Genomic DNA, 20000 nt, shown 5'->3' with positions numbered 1-20000 from the left:
TCATCCTCCTCTTCCACCTGTGTTGGGTGAACTGTATGGCACCGACTGCCCTCAGCTCGTCATGACAACGAACTACCCAGCCGGATCGGTTCCGATCAGGATCGGGCCGGCCGGGTGCTCGATCATGCCGGTTGGTTCAGCGCCGGCACCCGCTCGGCGAGTACCGGAGGCGGCGGCGGGGTGCCGTCGCCGAAGGGTCTGCCGCCCAGCGCTTCCCGGCCGTGCGGGGTCAGCCAGTCGGTCAGGTCGGGGCCCTTCGGGACGATCCCGGTCGCGTTGATGTCGGTGTGCACCGCGTAGTAGTGCGTCTTGATCTGGTCGAAATCGACGGTGTCACCGAACCCCGGCGTCTGGTAGAGGTCGCGTGTGTACGCCCACAAGACCGGCATCTCGCTCAACTTGCTCCGGTTGCACTTGAAGTGGCCGTGATACACCGGATCGAATCGGACCAGCGTGGTGAACAACCGCACATCGGCCTCGGTGATGGTGTCGCCCACCAGGTATCGCTGTCGGGTCAGCCGCTCCGACAGCCAGTCGAGGCGGGCGAAGAGTCGATCGTAGGCCGTGTCGTAGGCGTCCTGGGTGCCGGCGAACCCGCAGCGGTACACCCCATTGTTGACATCGCGGAAGACCGCGAGATTCACCTCGTCGATCTCGGCGCGCAGCGATTCCGGATAGAGCGCGGGGGCGCCGGGGCGGTGGAACTCGGTCCACTCGGTGGAGAAGTCGAGGGTCAGCTGCGCGTAGTCGTTGGTCACCACCTGTCCGGTGGGCACATCGACGATCGCGGGCACGGTGATGCCACGTGGATAGTCGGGAAAGCGCGCCAGATACGCGTCGCGCAGCCGCGGAATACCCAACACCGGATCGACCCCGCCGGGATCGAGATCGAAGGTCCAGCTGAGTTTGTCGTGTGTTGGCCCGCACAATCCTAGGGAGAGTGCGTCCTCCAGCCCGAGCAGCCTGCGCACGATCAGCGTGCGATTGGCCCACGGACAGGCCCGCGCCGCAACCAGCCGATAGCGGCCGGCTTCGACCGGGAAGCCATCGCGGCCGTCCGCGGTGATGCGGCTGTGGATGTAGTTGGTGTCCCGTTTGAACTCGCCAGGCTCTACGTAGGAACCATTTTCGGATACCGACTTGGTCACTTGGACAGTCTCGCAGATACGGGTGACAGTCGGCCTGCGTCCGATTACGTCTCCTGGGCGGCTGCCTCGCCTTCGCTCGGCCCGGCGCGGGCTGTGGACGGACTGTGTCCGGCTGTGTCTCTTGGGCGGCTGCCTCGCCTTCGCTCGGCCCGGCGCGGGCTGTGGACGGACTGTGTCCGGCTGTGTCTCTTGGGCGGCTGCCTCGCCTTCGCTCGGCCCGGCGCGGGCTGTGGACGGACTGTGTCCGGCTGTGTCTCTTGGGCGGCTGCCTCGCCTTCGCTCGGCCCGGCGCGGACTATCGACGGACTGTGTCCGACGCGCCTCTAGGCTGGCCGAATGAGTGAAACGAAGGCAACCCGTCTGGAACGCAACACCACCGACGGCGGCGCGGAAGTGGCCACCCTCACGCTGGCCAATCCGCCGCTGAACCTCTTCGACCAGGCCATGCTCGATGCCCTGGTTGCCGATCTCGCCGAGTTGTCGGCCCGCCCGCCGCGGGCGCTGCTGCTGCGCGCCGAGGGGAAGCTGGTGTCCGGCGGCGTCGATGTGCACGTCTTCGACGGCCTGTCCACCGAGCAGGGCGCCGAACTGTGGCGCACCCTTTTCGCCCAGATCATCCATCCGCTGGAGGCGCTGCCGTGCCCGGTGGTTTTCGCCGCGCACGGGCTCACCCTGACCGCAGCCTTCGAGATGGCGCTTGCCTGTGATCTGATCCTGGCCGCGCCGAAGGCCAAGTTCGGACTCGTCGAGACGGTTGTCGGCCTGACGCCCTCGATGGGTGGCCCGCAGCGGCTTGCCGAGCGCGCCGGATCCGGCCGGGCCCGCGAGTTCGTGATGACCAGTGATCTCTACGACGCGGCGACCATGGCCGAATGGGGTGTGGTCAACGCCGTGCACGACGACGTCGACACCGCGGCGCGTGAACTGGTGCACCGCCTGGCGCAGGGACCGACGAAGGCGCACGCCGCGACCAAACAGATCATCGAGGCCTGGCGCTCCGGCGGTGTGGCGCATGCCGATTCGGTGACTCCGGAGGTGTCCGGCGCCCTGTTCGGCACCGCTGACCTGCGCGGCGCGGTGCGCAGCTTCCTCGAGGTCGGACCGGGCAAGGCGACCTACACCGGCGAATGAGGATGACGAATATCGAAAAGCAGGGCATGTTCACCACCTAATCGCAGAAAATATGTGACTGGCGTCATATAGTTCGCCTAAGCCTGCCGGCTCTAGGCGTGCGGAGGACCCATGTCACAGCTCCTGGTCGAATACCCACTGACCCGTCCTGATGCCTGCGACAACCCGCTGGCTCGCGGTGCTGACGGAGTGCTGCGCTACGGGAATCTGACGCCCGCGGTCACCGAACTGCTGGATCTGCAGGTGCACGCCTTCGCGGGCCGGGAGGCCGTCGTGGAAATCGGCGGTCCCCGGCTCACCTACCGTGAGCTGTGGCATTCCGCCTCCCGGATCGCGGGTGGCCTGCAGGAGCACGGCATCGGCTACGGCGACCGGGTCGCCGTCCACATGCCCCCAGGCGCCCGGTGGGTGCAGGCGTTTCTCGGCGCGCTGCTCAGCGGCGCGGTGCCGGTGCTGGTGCACGACGGCCTGCCCGCCGAAGTGGCCGAGCGGGTGATCGCCGACAGCAGCACCGATTTCGTGCTCGGCGCCGGCGGTGCGGGCGGCTCGGACGCGCCGCTGCCCGATGGGGCCGCGTTCATCGATGACGGTGCGGCACTGGGTGATCTGGCGCTGCTGTGCTACACCAGCGGCACCACCGCGCCGATGGGCGTCGAGCTGACCAACGAAAACTTGTTGTCGGCAATCCGTTCGGTGGTCGCGGCGCTGGATCTGCCGACCGACGGCCTGCGCAACCTGATGCTGCTGCCGCTCGCCCATGCCAGCGGATGCGTGGATCAACTGCTGCCGACCTTCGCGGTCGGTGGCACAGTCGTGCTCGCGCCGGACACTCGCAGGCTCACCGAAACCCTGGTGGCCGAGCGGATCGACATGGTGTCGGCGACACCGCGCATTTTCACCCGGCTACTACCGGAGCTGGCAAGGCTGCGCACCGATGGCCTCGACACCGAGGGCATCACCCGCGTCAGCAATGCCGGACACCGCGCCGAACGGGCCGCCGCCGCTGCGGAACCCGCGAATCTGACGGCCGCACTGCGGGACATGTTCCCCGCGGCGCGGCGATGGTCGGTGTGGGGCGCAACCGAAACCAGCGGCATCGGTCTGGCCGTCGACGACGACACCGACGCCCCATCCGGCGCCGACGCGGTGCTCGGATTCCCCTTCGGCGGTACGGAATTGGCGCTGTGGGGCCCGCAGGCCCAGGTCGGTCACGGCGAATTGCTCTGTCGCGGACCGAATGTCAGCTGCCGCTACTGGAACGATCCGAAGTCGACCGCGGACCGCTTCACCGGAAGCTGGTTCCACACCGGCGATCAGGTGACCATCGATGCCGACGGACTGGTCCGCAGCGGGCTGTCCGCTTAGCCTTCGCTCATTCCAGCAGTCGCTCGCGCAACTTGGTGCGCAGCTCGTGGGTGAAGCCGATGGCGCCGAGGTACACCTCGAACTCGCCGTGCCGCTCGCGCACCGACTCCAGCGCGATCGTGAGGTACTCCGCGCGGACGCCGAGCAGGTCATCGGAAAGCTCTTCGCCCGCAGCCAGTTTCGTCGCCATCATGGCGCGCAGCGACGGCACCGCCGCATTGCTGAGCAGGAAGTCGTTGAGCACGTCTTCCTCGGTGACCTCGACCGCACGCAGCAGCGTGGCGATCGCCCAGCCGGTGCGGTCCTTGCCCGCGGCGCAGTGCACCAGCACCGCGCCATCGCCGCGCACAATCGATTCCGCGATGGCGACGATCGCGACATGCGCCTCGGGCAGTGCGGGAAACAGCCGATACACCTCGAGCATGTGCGCGAACGCGGAATGGGTCTGCGCGTCGTGTGGCGGCGCCTCGCCCATCCGCGAATCGAAGGGCGTGATGTTCAGCCGTACGCCTTCGGGCAGGTTGTCGTGCCCGATGTGGTCGATCTCGCGGCGGCCGCGCAGGTCGTGCACCTCGGTGACGCCGAGTTCGCGCAGGATGGCGTGGCCGGGTGCGTCCAGGCCGCTGAGTTGGGCCGAGCGCAGCAGCACGCCGGGGCGAACCTTCGCGCCGTCGAGGGTCCGCAGGCCGCCGACATCGCGGAAGTTGAAGGTGCCGGCGAGGAAGAACTGGTCGGCGGGGGGCGAGAGAGTCACCGATCCAGGCTATCGCCCCGTCGGTGACGCTAGGTGTCGTTCCCGGATCGAACGTCGAACGGCCAGGTGGCCGATTTGCGAAGTATTTGTGTGGGATCGATCACACGATGACGGGTCTCGGTGAGGCTGTCCGTACTGTGGAAAATCGTGTGTCCGGGGGTGTGGGCGGTCGAGAGTGACGCCCAGGGAGGCGATTCCGGCGGACACCGGGCGGTCGCGGACCCATTCCGTTTGGGTAACAAAACATTCTTTCAGTCTGGTAATACCCGCCGAACCTATTCTTAAACCCCGATAAGCCTCTACCATTGCTGAATGTTGGACCGGGCAGCCAGGGGATTTCCTAGTGGAGGATTCTCGGGAGCGGCCCGCCATGTTCAGCGAGTCGCGCCGACGGTGGTGCGCGAGTTCTTTCGCCGAGGGAGTCGTCGTTGAGCGTTCGTGGAGAAATAGCGGAGGGCCGGTTGCGACCGACCATCTGCGAGGCGGTCGAGAAAGCGGCCGCCTCGCTCGATATCACCGGAGTGCGGGCGTTGCGGGTGCTGCTGCATGCCGGCGTGAGCGCGTACTGGCCGGTAGTCAAGGCCACCCCGGCCAGGCAGATCCGCGCCTATGAAGTAACCGTGCAGACGCTGCGGCAGCGCTGGGAAGTGCAGACCGAATGCATTCCGGATCCGACCGCGTCGGCGGTGTATCGCGAGATGGACACCGAGGTCGCGATCTTCCTCGACCTGTGTGCGGAGAAGTCCGGCGCGCAATGGCTGGAGCCAGTGGAGGCCATCGCTGCCTATGCGGTGTCGGTGCTGCAGGGGACTGTGTTGCGCTGGCTCGCCGATTGCAATGACGAAACCACACTGGTGGTGCTCGACGACCTGGTCAGCAGCTTGGCCACCCGGGCGGCCGAAGTGTGAGGACTGTCGGCGACCGCGTGCTGGTCGCTCGGCAGGACGGCGACTGGCCATCGGCCAATGCTGGACGTGTGACCAGTTTGATGGTTGAGTTGTACCGGTGACCCCGACGTCGCCGATTGTCGCGCTGGATACCGCCACGGCCGAGCTCGACCCGCCGCTGGCAGCCCTCGATCTGGCCGCGCTGCGGGCCAATGCCGCCGACCTGGTGCGCCGCGCGCACGGTGTGCCGGTGCGCGTGGCCAGCAAGTCGGTGCGCTGCCGGGCCGTGCTGGAGCAGGTGCTCGGGCAAGGGCTGACCGCCGACGGTGGGTTCGCGGGCATCATGTCGTACTCGCTGGCCGAAGCCATCTGGCTGGTTCGCCGTGGGGCCCGCGACGTGCTGCTCGGCTATCCGGCCGTCGACCGCGCCGCGCTTGCCGAACTCGCCACCGACGACACCCTCCGGCAATCCATCACCCTGATGATCGATGACGTCGCACAGCTGGAGTTGATCCGTGCGGCGGTCGGCAGCGAGCGTGTTCGCCCACGGATCTGTCTCGACGTGGACGCCTCGTTGCGGATCGGACCGCTGCACCTCGGCGTGCGCCGCTCGCCCATTCGCACTCCCGACCAGGCGGCGGAGCTCGCCCGGGTGGCGATGGGGCGCGGCTTCGAGGTGGTCGGCGTGATGACCTACGAAGCGCAGATCGCCGGGCTGCCCGACTCCAATATTGCTGTACGGCTGGTGAAGCAGGCCTCCGCGGCCGAAATAACCAAGCGCCGCAAGCGGGTTCTCGATGCGGTCCGTTCGGTGGTCGGCAAGCTGGAGATCGTCAACAGTGGCGGTTCCGGATCGATCGAGGTCAGCATTGTCGACCCCGATGTCACCGAGGTGACGGCGGGCTCCGGTCTGTACGTGCCGACGTTGTTCGACCACTACCGCTCGTTCACTCCGCGCCCCGCGCTGTACTTCGCCACCTCGGTGCTGCGCAAGCCGACCCCGTCCATCGCCACCGTCTTCGCGGGCGGCTACATCGCCTCCGGTCCGACGGGTCCGTCGCGGGTGCCGAAGCCGGTGTGGCCCAGTGGGTTGCGGCTGATCGGCACCGAGGGCGCGGGCGAGGTGCAGACGCCGCTGTCCGGGGCTGCTGAACTGCAGATCGGTGACCGGGTCTGGTTCCGCCACGCCAAGGCGGGCGAGCTGTGCGAGCGCATCGATCACATCCATCTGGTCGACAGCGACGGCACCAGGACGACGGTGCCGACCTACCGCGGTGAGGGCAACTGCTTCGGCTGAGGCCGACGTACGTTGCTCCCCGGGATCGCCGATAGGATTGCCGATTTTCGGCAATTTCGAGGCCCTGAATTTCGCATTGAATACCAACCGGTCTGGCTGTAAATTCCTGTCGGGTGCTGGCCGGTGTTTATGGAATGATTTCATCCGATGAATTCGTTCGGTAATACCCATACTCCGAATAGGTATTCGAGACGCCGGATCGATGCGAACTGTGCGGACGGCCACGGGATTACGGCAAGACCCACATTGCGCAGCGTGCACTCGATGGCCGCGGTCGTGCGCCATGACCGCGTGTGCCGCGATTCAGCTCAGATGTAGGAAGCTCGCCAAGTCCGACAGATCGTCCGCAGCGGCGGGCAGATACTCGGTGAGCAGTGGCGAGCGGATGATGGTCGCCTTCCACATGGCACGGCAGAGTGCGGCCTGGATCAGGCTGCGTGACAACAGAAACCCCATGCCGTAGGGTGCGTCCGCCGGGCTCGACGTGGTCATCGAGAGCAGGACGACAGCGGCCTCCCTGCCACGGAAGCGGTCGGCCGTGCCGACCAGCACGTCCTCGATCTTGGCGCGCGCGAGCAGCGTCCGGATCAGACCCACCTGGGCGCTGTATGGCGCGACGACGAAGATGTCGTGCGGATGCAGCCGCCTGGTCATCGCGCCGGTCGTCCACGGCAGCCCGAGTAGGGCGCGCACCCGGCGGACCACCTCGCGCGCCTCGGCCACCGACTCGATGGAGTTGCCGGTGTGTTCGACGAGCACGGTGTCGACCCCCGGTGGCACGCCGTCGAGCTGTCGTGCAAGCGTGACGGTTTCGTTGGAGCGCAGCCTGCTGTCGTAGTACAGCCGGGAAATCGGTTCGCAGACCCGCGGGTGCATCCGCCAGGTCCGGTCCAGGAAGTAGCCGCGTTCGGAGGGCAGGGTGTTGCGTCCCTCGGCGAGCCAGCCGAGCACCGATTCGCCGACCGGCTCCGGGTGGGCGCTGCGCGTTGTCGGCGGCGCCGGGTCGCCGAGCAGCAACAGGTTGCGCGCGCTGACCGCGACCGCGACGGTGTCGGCCAGCGGAAAGCTGCCCGCGTCGGCGATCACGAGCAGATCGAGACGTTCGTGGGACACCAGCTCGTCGGCGGCGAAATCCGCCGGGCTGCCGCCGAGCACGCACCCGTTGACGGCGTTGTCCAGAAATCGCGGGTACCGGGTGCCGTCGATCACGGCCCACTCCGGCGCCACCGACTGCACGTCCTTCTTCGCGACAAGTTCGGGCAGCACCCCGATCTCGACGATCAGGTCGAGCATGTTCTCGACGGTCGAATGTGCGGGCGCGACAATGCCGATCCGCCACCTGTGCCGAGTGACGAGGCGTTCGATCGCGCGGGCGACGGTGGAGATCTTGCCGGTGCCCGACGGGCCCTGCACGGCGAGATAGGAGTTGTCGAGGTCGCGCACGGCGGTGGTGATCGCCGCGGCATGGTCGCCGTGCACATCGGGCAGACCGCCGGCGCGATGCAAGCGGGGCGGGCGGCGGGCCAGGATGTCGAATATCGCGCCGGACGGGACCTCGGGCAGCGCCATCAGCAGCTCTTGGGCGACGAATTCGACGGCGGTCTCGGCGGTTTCGTCCCAAACGGGTAGTCCGGGCGCGATGGCTGTCGGTAGCTCGTCGTAGGGCTCGCACCCCTCCGACAGCAGCTCCTCCAGCCGCACAGTGTCGTCGAAGTCCGCGTCCACCGAACAGCCGAGAACCGTGGCGACGGCGGTCGCCCGCCGCCCGACGGCGGTGACCATGCCGGCGGCGACGGGCCGATCGTAGAAGGTGTACACCATGGTTCCCGGTGCCAGCACGGTGTGTGCCGCCACCGCGCCCGCCGTATGCGGTCCCGGCCCGGAAGCGCCCGCCGCACCGCTGCCTGCCGCGCTCGAACCCGACGCCGCGCCCCAGCCGATGCCGATCCGCCCGGTCAGCGTGAGGTAGCGGCGCATGGTTGCCCGGTGCGGGCTGCGATGCCATTTGGTGTCCACCGTGCCCCAGTCGGCGACGAGAACGCCTGGGGCATCGGCCCATTCGTCGACCGGGTGGCTGAGCCGATCGGCGTGCGCCCACCACAGCGGTTGGCGTTCGCGCCGGTGATAGCCGAGCGCCGCGGCCAGCAGCGCGGCCGGATGGTGCGGCTCCTGGTGCGTCGCAGCGAATTCCGCGAGCGCCGCCTCGATCGAGGAGGGGCGCGAGGGCGGCGCGAGATCCGCCTCGTCGGGTTCGGTCACCAGGCACCACGAACTCGCGCGCTCGAGTGTCACCGCCTGCGGGTCGATCCGCTGTTCGGCGGCCCGGTCCACCAGCCAGTCCCGTAGTCGCAGTACGGTCAGGCAATCGCGTTCGGTGATCGAGGAATGCGCCTCGCCGGGTAGCAGCCGCCGGAGCCTGCTCAACCGGTAGGACCGTTCGCCGATGAGCAACGCGTTGCGCACAATCGGATACAGATCCACCAGCACGCCCGCGCGCAGCAGGTCGTCGACGGCCTCCTCGCCGTTGCCGTGCGCGCCGGTCCAGCGCAGCAGCGCGGACCTGACCCCGGACGAGTAGTGGTAGACGTGCATGTCCGGGTACATTCGCCTGCGCTGCGCCAGATAGCCGAGCACCTCGCCCAGCGCACGACGCTGTTCGGTGAGATCGTCGGCGGCCGCCATTCGGAAGGCCAGATGGACGGTGCCGGGTCCGCCCACCTCGACGCCGATCGGCTGCCCGCCGGGACCTTCGTCGATGGTCAGCGACAGGTCCCCCGGCGAGGGCGGCGGCAGCGCGCCGAGCGCGATCACGTCGACGAGGTGATGCGTCGGTTTCCCGGAATCCTCGCGTCGCAGCTGGATTTCGGCTTGTTTGCGCAGCCCGCCGAAGGTCCGTGGTGGCACGCCCGGCACGGTGGTCTCGGTGACGGCAAGCCTATCGATGGTGCTCACGCCCGCCTCCCGCAATCGCGCACGCGCGGTCCGCGGCATCCCGGCGACCAGGAGCAGATCGCGCGCAGCCGCGAGCGCTGTGGTGCAGGTCGGGCAGTGTCCACAGGCCAGGTAACGGGGATCGCCCCACTGCACCGGCAGCAGCTCGCTGAGCTTGTCGTCCAGGATGCGTTCGACGCGGCGGCGGCGCGCGAGGTACACCGGCACCAGATCGGAGAGTGTGTGGGTTGTGCTGTGTTCGCCGACGTACAGCCGGACCAGCGGTGCCGTCAGTGCGCCGGAGCCGTCCAAAGCTTCGGCGCACGCGGCTAGTTCGAGCGCGGCACCCACCTGATCCGGCGGGCCCGCGGCGGTGCCGTGCACGGTGTAGCGGACCCGGTGACCCGCCCGCACCAGAAAATCGCAGGAGCAGGCGAACCGACCGTCGAAAAAGGTCGCACCGTGGATCACGTGCACACCGGCCCGCAGCGCGGCGACTGTCCCGGCGTGCACTTCCCGCAATGCGTCGATGCGAGCCGACGATCCGTTGAGTTCGCGTCCCTCACCTTCGGGCCCGCGCGCACCACATTCGACTTCGACCATCGAGCTACCGAACCGGTCTCGGAAGTCCGCGAGCCTTCGTGCCTTGGAATCGTCGAACCCGCCGCGCGGCTGCGCAACCGGTTCCGGTGCGGTGTCCGCGACGGGCACGAGATTGCCCAGTTCGGCATCGAGGGCGCGCAACAGCGCAAACTCACATTGCGCCGCGCGCACGAGATCGACGGCGGTGCAAACGACACGATCACCGAACACGAACAATCGCGGCCCTCCTGTGTCTTTGCGGGACACCGCCCCCGGGTCTTCGCGGGACTCCCGCTACCGACTAGCGCTGCAATACACGCTGGACGGCAACACTGTAGCTAGCGCGCCTGACCTCGATGAACCCTCCCCGGTTCAGGAGCGTGGCTGACGCCGCTCCGGGCGCTTGCCGCTCGCGCCTTCGCGGCGCGGCGCGCGGTTGAACGGCCGCTGTCCGGGCGGACCGTAGTCCGGCGTCAGCTGGATGAGCTGACCGCTGATCCTGGTGCGGCGCAAGGCTTCCAGCGTTTCCGCAGGTAGGTTCGCAGGCAATTCGACCAGGCTGTGGTCGGGTCGGATGCTGATGTGCCCGAAGTCGCTGCGCCGCAGTCCGCCCTCGTTGGCGATCGCACCGACGATCGCACCGGGCACGACGCGATGCCGCTTGCCGACACTGATCCGGTAGGTCACCAATTCGGTGCCGGTCGCCCGCTGATGCGACGGCCCGCTACCGCGCGGTCCTTCGTCCTCGAAGCGACGCGGTGCGCGCTCGCGCGGTTCGCGGCGCGCGCGTTCGGGCTCCGGCGGTTCCGGCTGCATCAGGAAGTTGTCGCCGTCGCGGGACAGCGTGGCGAGCGCCGCCGCGATGTCGACGAGCGGAATGTCGTGCTCGCGTTCGTAATCCTCGATGAGCCTGCGGAACAGCTGCAGGTTCGACGAGGTCAGGCTCTCGGTGATGTCGTCACCGAACTTGGCGACGCGCTGGGCGTTCACGTCGTCCACACTCGGCAGCTGCATCTCGGTCAGCGGATGCCGGGTGGCGCGCTCGATCGACTTGAGCAGGTGCCGTTCCCGCGGCGCGACGAAAAGCAGTGCCTCCCCGCTGCGCCCGGCGCGCCCGGTGCGGCCGATGCGGTGCACGTAGGACTCGGTGTCGTGCGGAATGTCGTAGTTGACGACATGCGAGATGCGGTCCACATCCAGACCACGCGCGGCGACGTCGGTGGCGACCAGGATGTCCAGCGCACCGGACTTCAACTGTCCGATGGTGCGCTCGCGCTGGTTCTGCGCGATGTCACCGTTGATGGCGGCCGCGGAGAAGCCACGGGCGCGCAGCTTTTCGGCGAGCTCCTCGGTGGCCTGCTTGGTGCGCACGAAGATGATCATCGCCTCGAACGACTCGACCTCGAGGACCCTGGTCAACGCGTCCAGCTTGCGCTGGTGGGACACCTGCACCCAGCGCTGGGTGATGTTGGTCGCGGTCGAAGTCTTCGACTTCACCGTGATCTCGACCGGATCGTTCAGGTACTGCTTGGAGATCTTGCGGATCGCCGCGGGCATGGTCGCGGAGAACAGCGCGACCTGCTTGGTCGACGGGGTGTCCTTGAGGATGCGCTCGACGTCCTCCTGGAAGCCCATCTTCAGCATCTCGTCGGCCTCGTCGAGCACCAGGTACTTCAGCTGCGACAGGTCGAGCGTGCCCTTCTCCAGGTGGTCGATCACCCGGCCCGGCGTGCCGACGACCACGTGTGCGCCGCGGCGCAGGCCCGAGAGCTGGACGCCGTAGGCCTGGCCGCCGTAGATCGGCAGCACGTGCAGCCCGGGAATGTGGGTGGCATAGCGGCCGAAGGCCTCGGCCACCTGGATCGCGAGCTCGCGGGTCGGGGCGAGCACCAGGGCCTGCGGAAGTTTGCCGGAGGTGTCGAGACCCATCAGGATCGGGATCGCGAACGCCGCGGTCTTACCGGTGCCGGTCTGGGCGAGGCCGACCACATCGGCGCCGGACAGCAGTGGCGGAATCGTCGCAGCCTGAATCGGCGACGGCGACTCGTAACCGACATCGGCGATGGCCGCGAGGACGCGGTCATCGATTCCGAGATCGGCGAAAGTCGGGCCGTCGTTGTCCCTGTCGTTGTCGCCAGGAACGCTGTCGACCTGATTGGTACTCATTGACCAGGAGTTTACTGCCTCCCGGTAGCCGTCCCGGCCACCGGCCCAATACCGTGAGATCTATGCAACCCGATAGTGCGTCCGTGCATCAGAGCCCGGCGACGTCCGCGCTGGATGTTGCGGTCGTTCAGTTTGCGCCCGGAACCGATCCCGCGGCGAACCTCATCGCACTGCGCGAGCACGTCCGCGTGGCTCGGGAATGCGGCGCAAAAGTGGTGATCGCGCCCGAATACTCGATGTTTGCCGTGTCTCGCCTCGACGAGCGCGTTGTCGCCGTCGCCGAACCGTTGACCGGGCCGTTCGTCACCGGCCTCGGCTCGATCGCGCGCGAATTCGGTGTGCATCTGGTGGCCGGAACGGTGGAGCAAGTGGCGGCCGGCGCGGACCGGATCCGCAATACCCTCGTCGCCCTGGCACCCGATGCGAGCCTCGTCGCGAGGTATCGGAAGGTGCACCTTTACGACGCGTTCGGACACCTCGAATCCGACATCGTCGAACCGGGGGCGATCGAGACGCCCGCCACATTCGTTGTCGACGATGTGATGTTCGGCATGCAGACCTGTTTCGATCTCCGGTTCCCCGAGGGCAGTCGTCGCGTCGCGGCGGCGGGCGCACAGGTGCTGGTGCTGCCCGCACAGTGGATTCCCGGCCCGTCGAAGGTGGACCAGTGGACAACGCTGCTGCGCGCCCGCGCGATCGAGAACACCGTGTACGTCGCAGCTGCCGATCAGTGCGCGCCGCGCGGCGCAGGCGCGTCGATGATCATCGATCCGACCGGCAGCGTGCTCGCCGAACTCGGCGACGATCCGGGTGTGCTGAGCGCCGGCATCGACCTCGACTACCTGGCGACCGTGCGCACCACGAACCCGAGCCTGGCATTGCGTCGATTCACCGTCGCCGAGCGGGTACCGGAGTAGCGTTCTATTGGATGATCTACACCGATCGGGCGTCGGCCGGTCGTGCGCTGGGTGCTGAGTTGGCGCACCTGCGTGCGTCGGACCCGCTGGTGCTCGGGCTGCCCCGGGGCGGTGTTCCGGTGGCCGCCGCGGTGCGGGATGTGATCGGCGGCGATCTCGATATTCTGTTGGTTCGCAAGCTCGGTGTGCCGTGGCAGCCGGAGCTGGCGATGGGCGCCATCGGGGCGGGCGGGGTTCGGGTGCTCAACCAGGATGTCTTGGACCACACGGGGATCACGCCGCAGCAGCTCGCCGAGATCGAGGACTTCGAGCGCGTCGAACTCGAACGCCGCCGCCTGGTGCTGCGCGGTGACGCCGAGCCGATCGCGATGGGCGGGCGCACGGTCGTGATCGTGGACGACGGCATGGCGACCGGAGCCACCGTCGTGGTCGCCTGCCGCATCGTGCGGCAAGAACAGCCCGAGCGGATCGTGGTTGCCGTGCCGGTGTCCTCGGCGGAGGCGCTGCATCGCGTCGATGCGGAGGCCGACGAGGTGATCTGTCCGCTGGTGCCGCGCACGCTCGGCGGGGTCGGCACCGCCTACCGTGACTTCCACCAGCTCGAAGACGAGGAAGTCACGGCACTGCTGTCCTGAGCGGCGTGCGTGCTGCGCCGGTCAGACCTCGGTGATGCTCTTGCGATGACGCTGGGCCAGGTCCGCGTAGAAGCCGGGGTTGAGCTTGACCCAGCCCTCGGCCGGGGTGCCCGCGATCGGCTTCTTGACCTGGGCGGGTGCGCCTGCGGCAAGGACGCCCTCCGGGATCTTGGCGTGCGCGGGCACCAAGGAGTGTGCGGCGATCATCGTTCCCGCACCGATCTCGGCCATGTCGAGGACGGTGCTGCTGTTGCCGACAATGGCTTCCGCACCGACCGACGCGCCGTGGAACACCACGCTGTGGGCGATCGTCGCGCCGGGGCCGATCTCCATCGGCACGTCCGGCGGTACGTGCAGCACGGCGTTGTCCTGGACGTTGGCGCGTTCCCGGATGATGATCGGGGCCAAATCCGCGCGCAGTACCGCGCCGTACCAGATGGAGGCGCCTGCCTCGACTCGTACGTCACCGATCAGCGTCGCATTGGGCGCGATGAACGCGGTCGGATCGACCTGGGGGCGTTTGCCTTCGAATTCGTAGAGTGGCACGTGCCCACCGTAACGAAGCTCACCAGCGTTCGGCGTAGGCGATCCGGCGTTCGGCCGCGGTGATCATCGGGCTCAATTGTGTGGTGAACACTTCCGCGGTCACCGGCACGATATCGACATCCGCGCCCGTGCGCACGGCGTATCGGCCGTCGCCGACCACATCGATCCAGCACAGCACGCCGAACGGGCGCAGTTCGTCGTCGGCTCGGCGCAGCGAGACCACGATCTGGCCGATGCCGTCGCGGGGCCGGTTGAGCAGCCGCCGCATGCGCGACGGCGTCGATGGACCGGCGACCGGCACGGTCACCAGGTCGCGGCTGTCCTCTTTGACCCGGGTCTGTGGCGCGGTCATCCGGGAAATCGCGCCGGGGGTGTTCTCCGGCAGCATCGAAACCAGCCTGGCGGACAGGTTTTTCGCAGCGCCCACGAACAGCCGGATGTCACCACCGCGGTCCGGTGTCGCGGCGGCGCGCTGCGCGGCGACGACCGCGATCTCACCGGTGGACACGCCGAGCACCCGGACGGGCCGGATCGTGGCGGCTTCGGAATTCGTATCGTCGCGCTGCCCGAACACCTCGACGCGCACCGTGGGTCGGGCCAGCAGCCGCAACGCCGCCTCCAGATCGGCGTCGAGCGTGCGGTCGCACCACCGGTTCAGTGCGGGCAGGTGCGCCGCCCGCTCGGTGGTGTCGCGGGCCGAGAGGCGGACAGCGAGGGGATAGGGAATCCGATCGCCGTCGGTGCGCGCCCAAGCCAGCGCGAACTGGTCGGGCGTGAGCGTCCAGCTCACTCGTACTCGCTCCACTCGCCGAGCACCGGCGGTGTCGTCGGATCCATCGCACCGATCAATTCGCCTGCCTCGTCGGCAGGTTCGAGGAAGGTGAGCTCGTCGTCGACGAAGTGCAGATCGTCGTCGTCCTCGTAGTCGGATTGCGCGGCCCGCTGCGGCGAGCTTGCGGATTGCCTGGGAGTGTCGGCCGCGGCGAGCGCGCCGCCCATCATGCCGCCCATCGCGCCCGCGCCGATCCCGCTGACCGCATCGCTGTTGGAGTCCTTGCGGCGCTCCTCGCGCTTGCGTTCCTCGTCGGCGGCCGTGGCGTTGCCGCCGGAGCCGGGCACGGTCGACGGCGCCACGGTCGCGGCGGCGACAACCGGTGTGCCGGAAGCTGTTCGAGGAGCTCGGTCCAGCGTGATCGCCGCCGGACCCGACGCTGGTTGCTCCGCTGCGGCTGCGACAACCCGTGGCGCGGCAGGTGTCGTGTCGAGGCCGCCGGTGGCAGCAGCGGTGCTACCGAGCGAACCGGCCGCAGGGGAAACCGCGGCGGGGGTCGTCTCGGAGGCTGCCGCCGGTGCGGTCTCTTCGGCCGCCGTCGACTCCGGAGTCTCAGCCAGGGGAGCGGGCGTCGAGATATGCTGTGCGGTAAGCATTCCCATGGTGCTGTCGGCAGCAGACACAGGCATCGCCTGCTGCGGTGTCGATGTGCTGCCGGGCTCCTGGGGTGCGGCGCCTGTCGTCTCATCAGGGAAGGCCGGTATTCCGGATCCGCTGGGGATGAAGGCATTCGTGTAGATGCTGTCCATCGCCTGCACCACATCTTGGCGCGAGTGCTCGGTGGCCTTCTGGGTGGCGGTATTGCTGGTGGCCTGTGCCGGATCGAGTAGTGCGGCCGCGAGATCCGGTGTGGCACTGGAGGGTTCGACGACTGCGGCGCGCAGGGCCTCCGCGGCGTCGCCCGCCTGACCGAGCCGCTGCGCCACCGTCGACATCACATCGGCGAGCTGCTGCCCGGACTGCTCGAACTGGTGCACGGCATCGGCGGCCTGTTGCGCGGCGCTCCCGCGCCAGCCGTCGGCGATGGCGGCGCGAATTTCGTTGTGCGCCTGCTCGACCGCCTCGGCAAGCCCGGTCGCGGAACCCTGCCACGCCTGCTTGCCCGCGGACAGTGCCGCGGGGTCGAGCAGCTGGACGCCTGCGTGGATGTCCTGATGCGTCAGGCTGTCGAAGATCTCGACGTTCGGTGCGTAGTCGGGATCGGTGCGGTGGGCTCCGTGCTCGGCGGTGCGCGGCAACTTACGCATGGGCGACCCCCGCCACTTCGGTCTGGTCGACCGCGACCGCGAGCCCGTCATCGGCTTGCGTGTACGCCGCACCGGCCGCGCGGAAGGTGCGCGCGAGTTCCCTTGCGGCGTCGGCATAGTGCTGCAACCGGGTCACCGCGCCGTCGGCCTTGGTCTCGAAGCCGCGGCGCAGTGCGTCACCGGAGCCGAATCCGCCGAACCCGGGGAGTGAGGTCGCTGCGGCGAGCACCCGGATCTGCGCTTCGACCTGATCGGCGAGCTGTTCGTAGCGCAGGGCGCACCGCTCCGGCACGCCCTCGGCGACCAATAGTCCGTCGATCCACAGTTCACCCTCATCGACCGCGGTGTCGAGGGCTGTCACTTTCGACTGCATCTCGCCGTCCCCCTTCCTCATCGTGCTGCGTTCAGCTCATCGGTGTCGTGCCAACCCCACGACGACACCCTGCACCCATTCCGCGATGTCGGCAGCGACCCGCGCATGCACCGGTTCGTGCAGCAGATCGTGCCCGGCGTCGGCGTACTCGCGTAAATCTACCGATTCGTGGCGTCGAGTCCAGACCCTCATCGCATCGATCGGTGCGCGTCGATCCTCGACACCGTGCACTGCCAGCACCGGAAGGGACCCGGGCAACGGCGATCCCGGCGCACCGGGTGCGCCGCCGCCGAGTGCCCGCTTCGGCACCCCGGACAACACCAGCCCGACAAGTGCGCTCGGCGGCAGGCTCGGAGTTCGCGGGTAATCCGCCTCCACCGCGTTCAGGTCGTCGGTTGCCGATGCCTGGTCGGGCACCGCCGCGCCCAGTGCGCCGAGCGCCGTGACGGCCCCGAGCGAGTGACCCATCAGAATCAGTGGCGTGTGGGGCAGCTCGGCCTGCACCAGCTCGATCAGCATGGTCGCGTCCGCCACCAGCTCGGCCAGGGTGCCCGGGTTGTTCGGGTCGCCTTCGCTCAGCCCGTAGCCCGAGGTGTCCAGCGCCCATGCCTCGATCCCGGCGGCGCGCGCCGTCCGCGCGAAGCGGTGATAGTGCCCGCTGTGCTGTCCGATACCGGGCAATAATACGATCACACCCGCTCTGTCGCCGTCGTTGTCGAACGGCCACCGCCGATAGTGCATACGGCCACGAGCACCGACGAAAAAGGGCATCCATAGATAGTGCCAAATCTTGTGCGAATCGGTCGACTTCATGGCCGAATCCGCGCGGTGTCTAGACTGCTGGACGGTCAGTGTTCGTATCGAGAGCCGAGGTGCCGGGTGCGTAGAATTCGTCGTTGCTGGCCGATCGCCGCACTGGTCGCCATCGCCTGCGGTGGGGTCACTTCCCCATCCGCTGCCGAGCCGATCGCCGCGTGCGCCCTCGCGCAGGCCGCAACCGCGGTGCCCGCAGGTGTTCCGATCCTCGATTGGTCGGAGAACGTGGGCTATGACGCGCAGGGCAATCTGTGGGTATCGCGCCTCTACCGCAATGAAGTCCAGCGCTACGACAGTTCGGGCGCGGTGACCGGGCGAGTTCCCGTTGAATATCCGGGTGCGGTGCGTCTGGGACCCGACGGACTGCTCTACGTCGTCTACGGCGATTCACCCACCAGCGTGTTGCGACCGGGCGGTGTCGTCCGCTTCGACCCCACCGCTGCCGACCCGAAGCCCGAGACGTTCGTTTCCGGTTTCGCTATGCCCAACGGCGCTGCCTTCGATCAGGCGGGCAATCTCTATGTGGCCGCGACGTCCGGTGTGATCCGCATCGGCAGGGACGGCGTCGTCGACACCGAGTGGACCGCGCGGGCCACCGCGGCCACTGCCAACGGCATCGTCGTTCGTGATCGCTCGCTCTATCTGACGTCGAACGGCAATCCACTCGGTCGCGTGCTGCGCATGTCCATCGACGATCCGTCCAAACGATCCGTCGTCGCCGACCTTTCCTCGACGCTGCCCGGCATTCCCGACTTCGCCGACGACCTGGTCGACCGGGAGGGCATCCTGTTCGTCACCACCATCTCCGGCCAACTGGTCCGTATCGACCCGGACACGAACGCTGCCTGCACCGTGCTCACCGACCAGCCGATGACCTCGGTCGCGACCGTGCCCGGTCACCCCGACGAACTGCTTGCCGGTACCGAGAGCGGCGCGATCCTGCGCATTCGGCTCTCGCGCTAGCCGCAGGACAAAAGGACTGCCCGAGTATGGGAACCGCGCCTCGCGACGTCTATCGGTCCAGGCGCAGGGTCCTACACCGAACAGGTCCACCATCTCGGGCAGATCACCAGGTCACCCCGGCAGAATTCAGCCCACTGTTCGGGCTGCTACCAAGTGAACCGGGCGATGTCTTCAGCAACGCGCTCTGGTGCTTCGAAGGGGAACGCGTGACCGAGCCCGGGGTAGATCAGCAACTCCGAACCGTTGATGTAGTGATGTAGCACGGTGGAGTTGGCAGCGGGTTCTTGTTCGTCGTTTTCGGCACCCAGGATGAGGGTGGGCAGCTGCAGGGTGGGCAGGCTGCTGACGACGTTGGTGGTGGGGTTGATGAGCCAGTCGGTCATTGCGGCGCGTTGACGGTTGAGGCCGGTCAGGTTCATCCCGACCCTGTTGGGCCGCAGAGCTGTTCGTTGACGCCACGCACCTAGAGCTTCGGGGTGGCCGCTGAAGTACAGCGGAATGACCTGGTCGGCAGGCGCAAGCGGGTCGAACGCCGGCCCGCCCCGGACCAGACTGGGCAGATTGGGCAGCACCTGCTGTGATCCGCCGGGGCCGGTACCCATGAGGATCAGGGCGCCAACGTCATCGGGGTGGTCCACGGCCATACGTTGCGCGACGAATCCTCCGAGGGAATAGCCCACGACGGTGGGGCGGTTCAGGTGGAGAGCTCGGATCAGGCCAGCAGCCTGATCGGAGAGTTGTGGGACGGTCAAGATGGCCGAGGAGCTGGCCGGGGTCCGTCCCACGCCGTCGGAGTCGAAGATGACGACGTGGTTGGTCGTGGCCAGGCGGTCGAGCAGTGCCGGGTCCCAGTCGTCCATGCTGAATCCGAGGCACGGGGTCAATAGCAGGGTTGGTCCGTGTCCGAAGCTGCGGTAGGCGATCGGCAGCCCCGCGACGGTGACGACATGGGTGGGTGCTGTCAACGACGGTGACTGACCGACGTCGTCAGCTGTTGTCGATGCGATGTTGGTGGCGGGGACGGGCTGACCGGCCGTGGTGTCGGCGTTAGCGGCGCTGGGCGCGATCGACAGCATGCTGGTGGCCAGTGCCGCCATGACGGCCAGGGCGGGCGTCCGGCGTCGCGAGCCGGACCACCGACGGCCGGGCAACGGCCCTCTCTCGGGCGTCGCTGGGGTTGGTTGCGGCGGCTGGAGAGCGGACATGTGGGCTCCTTGTGGTTGTGGGATGGACCGGGATCGAGGACTGTGGTGCGCTGGGTGCAGCTGGATCATTGGTATGCCGACCTGGTTTGGTGATCGGCGACGTTGGCCGTGTCGTCCTGATCCAATGCCTCTTGGCTTGAATCGGACCGACCCATAAGAGCGTCCCCGCCCGGGAAAGGATTCGGACCAAGCAGAAGTCCCACCC

Annotated in this window: 17 protein-coding genes; 7 read left to right on the top strand and 10 right to left on the bottom strand. The window is 67.9% G+C overall.

Going from position 1 to position 20000, the window contains the following annotated elements:
* Window positions 1–122 precede the first annotated feature (122 nt).
* Window positions 123–1148: a glutathione S-transferase family protein gene (locus OHA42_RS36295; protein WP_406232720.1), complete on the bottom strand. Its 1026-nt coding sequence runs from the start codon at window positions 1146–1148 to the stop codon at window positions 123–125.
* Between the two features lie 336 nt (window positions 1149–1484).
* On the opposite strand from OHA42_RS36295, the gene OHA42_RS36290 reads away from it, so the two are divergent.
* Both OHA42_RS36290 and OHA42_RS36285 read left to right on the top strand, forming a co-directional pair.
* Complete coding sequence (locus OHA42_RS36290) at window positions 1485–2279, top strand: enoyl-CoA hydratase/isomerase family protein (protein ID WP_406232719.1); 795 nt, start codon at window positions 1485–1487, stop codon at window positions 2277–2279.
* Between the two features lie 111 nt (window positions 2280–2390).
* Entirely contained in the window at window positions 2391–3644 is a 1254-nt protein-coding gene (locus OHA42_RS36285; RefSeq protein ID WP_406232717.1) for a class I adenylate-forming enzyme family protein, read from the top strand.
* Between the two features lie 7 nt (window positions 3645–3651).
* On the opposite strand, the gene OHA42_RS36280 is transcribed toward OHA42_RS36285, so the two are convergent.
* On the bottom strand, window positions 3652–4398 hold the full coding sequence (locus OHA42_RS36280) for a tyrosine-protein phosphatase (protein ID WP_406232715.1): 747 nt from the start codon (window positions 4396–4398) through the stop codon (window positions 3652–3654).
* 428 nt (window positions 4399–4826) lie between these two features.
* Here OHA42_RS36280 and OHA42_RS36275 point away from each other — a divergent pair, with 428 nt between their 5' ends.
* Both OHA42_RS36275 and OHA42_RS36270 read left to right on the top strand, forming a co-directional pair.
* Window positions 4827–5306 carry a TetR family transcriptional regulator gene (locus OHA42_RS36275; RefSeq protein ID WP_406232713.1) on the top strand — a complete coding sequence of 160 codons (480 nt, stop codon included), beginning with the start codon at window positions 4827–4829 and terminating at the stop codon, window positions 5304–5306.
* Between the two features lie 97 nt (window positions 5307–5403).
* On the top strand, window positions 5404–6582 hold the full coding sequence (locus OHA42_RS36270; RefSeq protein ID WP_406232711.1) for an alanine racemase: 1179 nt from the start codon (window positions 5404–5406) through the stop codon (window positions 6580–6582).
* A gap of 303 nt (window positions 6583–6885) precedes the next feature.
* Here OHA42_RS36270 and OHA42_RS36265 read toward each other — a convergent pair whose 3' ends face one another.
* Both OHA42_RS36265 and OHA42_RS36260 read right to left on the bottom strand, forming a co-directional pair.
* Complete coding sequence (locus tag OHA42_RS36265) at window positions 6886–10326, bottom strand: AAA domain-containing protein (protein WP_406232709.1); 3441 nt, start codon at window positions 10324–10326, stop codon at window positions 6886–6888.
* Between the two features lie 141 nt (window positions 10327–10467).
* Window positions 10468–12261, bottom strand: a complete 1794-nt coding sequence (locus OHA42_RS36260) for a DEAD/DEAH box helicase (RefSeq protein ID WP_328405579.1) — start codon at window positions 12259–12261, stop codon at window positions 10468–10470.
* A 62-nt stretch (window positions 12262–12323) separates the two neighbouring features.
* Between OHA42_RS36260 and OHA42_RS36255 the strand changes: the two genes are divergently transcribed.
* Window positions 12324–13178 carry a carbon-nitrogen hydrolase family protein gene (locus OHA42_RS36255; protein WP_406232707.1) on the top strand — a complete coding sequence of 285 codons (855 nt, stop codon included), beginning with the start codon at window positions 12324–12326 and terminating at the stop codon, window positions 13176–13178.
* 11 nt (window positions 13179–13189) lie between these two features.
* Window positions 13190–13813, top strand: coding sequence for a phosphoribosyltransferase (locus OHA42_RS36250; protein ID WP_406232705.1), 624 nt, complete (start codon window positions 13190–13192; stop codon window positions 13811–13813).
* 21 nt (window positions 13814–13834) lie between these two features.
* Here the strand turns inward: OHA42_RS36250 and OHA42_RS36245 are convergent, their stop codons facing one another.
* The 5 genes from OHA42_RS36245 to OHA42_RS36225 are packed head-to-tail and all read right to left on the bottom strand — an operon-like array spanning window position 13835 to window position 17582.
* Window positions 13835–14359: a gamma carbonic anhydrase family protein gene (locus OHA42_RS36245; protein WP_406232703.1), complete on the bottom strand. Its 525-nt coding sequence runs from the start codon at window positions 14357–14359 to the stop codon at window positions 13835–13837.
* Window positions 14360–14378: 19 nt separating this feature from the next.
* Entirely contained in the window at window positions 14379–15149 is a 771-nt protein-coding gene (locus OHA42_RS36240) for an ESX secretion-associated protein EspG (protein WP_406232701.1), read from the bottom strand.
* Window positions 15146–16438 (bottom strand): hypothetical protein, encoded by a 1293-nt coding sequence (locus OHA42_RS36235; protein WP_406232699.1) that lies wholly within the window; start codon window positions 16436–16438, stop codon window positions 15146–15148. Before OHA42_RS36235 ends, OHA42_RS36240 begins: the two co-directional genes overlap by 4 nt.
* Window positions 16431–16832: a hypothetical protein gene (locus OHA42_RS36230; protein WP_406232697.1), complete on the bottom strand. Its 402-nt coding sequence runs from the start codon at window positions 16830–16832 to the stop codon at window positions 16431–16433. Before OHA42_RS36230 ends, OHA42_RS36235 begins: the two co-directional genes overlap by 8 nt.
* Before the next feature lie 15 nt (window positions 16833–16847).
* Window positions 16848–17582 (bottom strand): alpha/beta hydrolase, encoded by a 735-nt coding sequence (locus OHA42_RS36225; protein ID WP_406232696.1) that lies wholly within the window; start codon window positions 17580–17582, stop codon window positions 16848–16850.
* Window positions 17583–17690: 108 nt separating this feature from the next.
* On the opposite strand from OHA42_RS36225, the gene OHA42_RS36220 reads away from it, so the two are divergent.
* A complete protein-coding gene (locus OHA42_RS36220) occupies window positions 17691–18590 on the top strand; it encodes an SMP-30/gluconolactonase/LRE family protein (protein ID WP_406232694.1) in 900 nt (299 codons plus the stop codon).
* A gap of 146 nt (window positions 18591–18736) precedes the next feature.
* On the opposite strand, the gene OHA42_RS36215 is transcribed toward OHA42_RS36220, so the two are convergent.
* On the bottom strand, window positions 18737–19795 hold the full coding sequence (locus tag OHA42_RS36215) for an alpha/beta fold hydrolase (protein WP_406232693.1): 1059 nt from the start codon (window positions 19793–19795) through the stop codon (window positions 18737–18739).
* Between the last annotated feature and the right edge of the window lie 205 nt (window positions 19796–20000).

Source organism: Nocardia sp. NBC_01009 (assembly GCF_045208035.1).
Lineage (GTDB): Bacteria > Actinomycetota > Actinomycetes > Mycobacteriales > Mycobacteriaceae > Nocardia.
This window is presented reverse-complemented; position numbering and strand designations above follow the sequence as displayed.